Source organism: Clostridium sp. (assembly GCF_040797585.1).
GTDB lineage: Bacteria > Bacillota > Clostridia > Clostridiales > Clostridiaceae > Clostridium_Z.
In genome coordinates this window covers 1-3,847 of sequence record NZ_JBFNEO010000245.1, presented here as the reverse complement: position 1 = coordinate 3,847, position 3,847 = coordinate 1, and the positions used below count along the sequence as shown (strand labels likewise).

General features: G+C 31.4%; 4 protein-coding genes. All 4 read left to right on the top strand.

Annotation, left to right across the window (positions count from 1 at the left end):
- A partial coding sequence (gene fliD / locus AB2369_RS12215) for a flagellar filament capping protein FliD (RefSeq protein ID WP_367666751.1) occupies window positions 1-890 on the top strand: 890 nt, incomplete at its 5' end.
- The gene (locus AB2369_RS12210) at window positions 890-1,228 is read left to right on the top strand and encodes a hypothetical protein (RefSeq protein WP_367666750.1); all 339 of its coding nucleotides are present in this window, start codon (window positions 890-892) and stop codon (window positions 1,226-1,228) included. The genes fliD and AB2369_RS12210, both read left to right, overlap by 1 nt.
- Window positions 1,229-1,338: 110 nt before the next feature.
- The gene (locus AB2369_RS12205; RefSeq protein WP_367666749.1) at window positions 1,339-3,027 is read left to right on the top strand and encodes a flagellin; all 1,689 of its coding nucleotides are present in this window, start codon (window positions 1,339-1,341) and stop codon (window positions 3,025-3,027) included.
- Window positions 3,028-3,080: 53 nt separating this feature from the next.
- On the top strand, window positions 3,081-3,847 hold a 767-nt coding region (locus AB2369_RS12200; RefSeq protein ID WP_367666748.1), incomplete at its 3' end, for a glycosyltransferase family 2 protein.

Here is a 3,847-nt window from a genome sequence, read left to right as displayed (position 1 = left end):
TTACAGACGGTAGTTTACTTGAAACCTATAGTTATAAGCAAAAGGCTGGAAAAGATGCAGTTTATGATATAACCTTACCAGGAATGGATAAACCTATATCCATGACTAGTGAGAAAAATAGCTTCACTTTAGATAATATAACCTTTAGCTTAAACTTTAAAGGGGAAACTTCTTTCACTATAAAAAATGATACCTCCAAATCCGTAGATAAGATAAAGGGATTTGTAGAAGATTACAATAAGATAATAGGTGATATTAACAAGAAAGTTTCAGAAAAGAAAACCTATAAATACCTTCCTTTAACAGAAGAACAAAGGACGGAGATGAAAGAAGATGAAATAAAGAAATGGGAAGCTAAGGGAAAAGAAGGCTTACTTCGTAATGATGATACTTTAAACAATATTATGTCATCTTTAAGGAAGGCTATAACTACTAAAGTAGAAGGAACTAATCTTTCTTTAAATGACATAGGAATAAGCTTTAACAAGGATTACTTAGGTAAATATGGACAACTTACCATAGATGAAAACAAATTAACCAAAGCCCTTGAGGAAAATGGGGAAGAGGTAATGAAGGTCCTAGCTGGCAATGGAGATGATTTTAAAAGTAAAGGGGTTTTCACTAGAATTAAAGATGTGTTTAATGATAATGTGATAAAATCCGATGGAGCTCTTTTAAAGAAAGCAGGTTTTGAGGGAACCTTATCTGAAACAAAGAACAGTATTACAGAAAGTGTTTTAAAGAAGGATAAGCTTATAAAAGAAATGGAAAGAAGTCTTTTTGAGAGAGAAAATAATCTTTATATAAAATTCGCAAGACTTGAAAAAGAGATGAACAAGGCTAATGCTCAGCAAGGATGGCTTATGCAACAGTTTAGTGGTGGAATGTAATGGAGAGTCTAAAGGACATCTTTAATGAATATAAGGAAATTACGAATAACCTTATAATTTCTGTAAACCAGGAGGATATGGAAGCCTTAGAAAAGTCTTTAGATTTAAGACAGATTCTAATAGAAAAGATAAATCTCTTAAATCCTACCATGGAAGAAAGCCAAAGAGTTATAAGAGAACTTAATCTAATATCCTTAGAAGAGGTATTTAATAAATCCTTAGAGGAATTATTAAATAAAACTAAAGGGGAATTATTAGAGGTTAGAAAAGGAAGACAGGCTAATAAAGAATATAATAGAAATTTTCTTAATAGATCTATATTAAATAAAAAAATATAAAAAATTTTAAAAAAAGCTATAAAGTAGATACTAGAGACTACGATTAATATATTATAAGGTTTCACAAGGATGTGATCCTTAAAATTTCAAAATTCAAGGAGGAAAACACAATGATAATTAATCACAATATGAACGCTATGAACGCTCATAGAAATATGGGAATGAATACAGTTAATTCTGGAAAGTCTATGGAGAAGCTTTCTTCAGGACTTAGAATAAACAGAGCAGGAGATGACGCTGCAGGACTAGCTATCTCTGAAAAGATGAGAGGACAAATAAGAGGTCTTGATCAAGCTTCAAGAAATGCTCAAGATGGTATTTCATTAATTCAAACAGCTGAAGGTTCTTTAAATGAAACTCACAGCATACTTCAAAGAATGAAAGAGCTTTCAACTCAAGCAGCTAACGGAACTAACACAGAGGCTGATAGAAGTTCTATACAAGACGAAATGAATCAATTAACTTCAGAAATAAACAGAATAGGTAACACAACTGAGTTTAATACACAAAAATTATTAAATGGTGGTATGGATTCAGCTAATGGAGCAAAGGTTACTGATGCTACAAGTGCTGAAATTACTCTTGCAGGTACTGTAACTGTAGCTACATCAGATGATGATTTAACTATTACAGTTGATGGAAAAACATTTAATATAGGTGGTATTTCTGTAGCAAGTGCAGATGAAGCAGGTGCAAAAGCTGCAGCTACAGCTTTAGGAGAAAAAACATCAGGTGGAGTTAAGTTATCAGAATTAGTTGATATAAAAGCAAATAGTGCAGGCAAATTAACATTTACATCAAAATCAACTGGTTCTAATAGTTCAATAAAGTTTAGTGCGGCTGATCCTGCATTAGGAGTTGCAGCGACTGATTCTAATACAGGAAAAAATTCAACAATAGAAAGACATGGTATTGAAGGAAGCAAAGAATTAGGAGAAACAACAACAACAACTGGTACAACAACAACTACTACTAAAGGTAGTATAACTACTAAGAATGGAGATTCATTTAAAGTAACAGTTGGATCAGAAAGTGAAGTTACAGTTACTTTAAATAAAGGGAAGACATATGATGTAAATAATGATGATGAAAATGTTGCAAGTGCTGCACGTAACGAATTAGTAAAAGACATAAATGAATCTCTACAACAAGCTGGACTAAGCGGAAAAGTAAGTGCTTCATTATCAAATGATAATAAATTACAATTTATTTCAGAAACAGGAAAAGATATAGCAGTAAGCGGTGCAAAAGCTTTTGGAGTAGAAACTGCAGATGAAAAGAATGTTAAAAACATAGATCAACCAGTAGGTCCTGGAACTCAAGGAAGTGGATTTAATACAACATTCCAAATAGGAGCAAATAAAGGGCAATCAATGGCATTAAATATAAATGATATGAGAGCTTCAGCACTTGGAATTACAGGAAATGCTGGAGAAGCTGGTTTTACAAAAGCAAATGGTGTAACTGATGGATCAACTGATATTAAGCAAGAAGCTGCTTTAAACATTATGACAAAAGAAGATGCATCAAAGTCAATAGAAACACTTGATAAAGCTATAGCTACTGTTTCAGCTGAAAGAGGAAAGCTTGGTGCATACCAGAATAGATTAGAGCATACTATAAACAACTTAGGAACTTCATCAGAGAACTTAACAGCTGCTGAGTCAAGAATAAGAGACGTAGACATGGCTAAGGAAATGATGAACTTCTCAAAGAATAACATCCTAAGCCAAGCTGCTCAAGCAATGCTTGCTCAAGCTAACCAACAGCCACAAGGAGTTCTTCAATTATTAAGATAGTTATAAAAGGATAGAGATTATCTCTATCCTTTTTTTTATAAGGGAGGTTTACTATGTTATTAAGTATTGCTATGATGGTAAAAAATGAAGAAAGGTTTTTAGACAATACCCTATCAGCATTAAAACCAGTATTAGAAACACTAGATTCCGAACTTGTAATATTAGATACAGGTTCATCAGACAAAACTATAGATATAGCTAAAAAATATACAGATAAAGTTTATAGTGCTGTGTGGAATAAGAATTTTGCAGATATGAGAAATAAAAGTATAAGCTACTGCAAGGGTGAATGGATTCTTATAGTAGATGGAGATGAAGTTTTAGAAAATCCAAAGGAGATAAGAGAATTTTTTGAAGATAATTTACATAAAAAATATAATTCTGCTATAGTTAACATAAAAAATATAACCTCAAGTAAATATTCAAGTTATGTTATGGGAAGTTTCTTTAGATTATTTAAAAATGATGGAGACTTTAAGTATATAGGAAGAATACATGAGCAGCCTTTATATAAAGAACCCTGTGTAAAATTAGAGGCGGTATTTAAACATTATGGATATAGTAGAGACGATCATAATATTATGATTTATAAATATGAAAGAAATATAGAGATTTTATTAGAAGAGTTAGGTAAAAATCCTAAGGATATATATATATTATTTCAAATAGCTCAAACTTACTCTATGGCTAGGGAGAATAAGAAAGCTTTAAGTGTTATAAGTGATGCTATAGATATAATAGGTAAAGAGGTAAATCCTAAGTACATATACATATATCATTTTTATGTTAAAGAATTACTTATAGCTAAAAAGTATAAGAA

Coding starts and splice junctions, on each gene's coding strand:
- AB2369_RS12210 (WP_367666750.1), top strand. CDS start 890: ATGGAGAGTCTAAAGGACATCTTTAATGAATATAAGGAAATTACGAAT.
- AB2369_RS12205 (WP_367666749.1), top strand. CDS start 1,339: ATGATAATTAATCACAATATGAACGCTATGAACGCTCATAGAAATATG.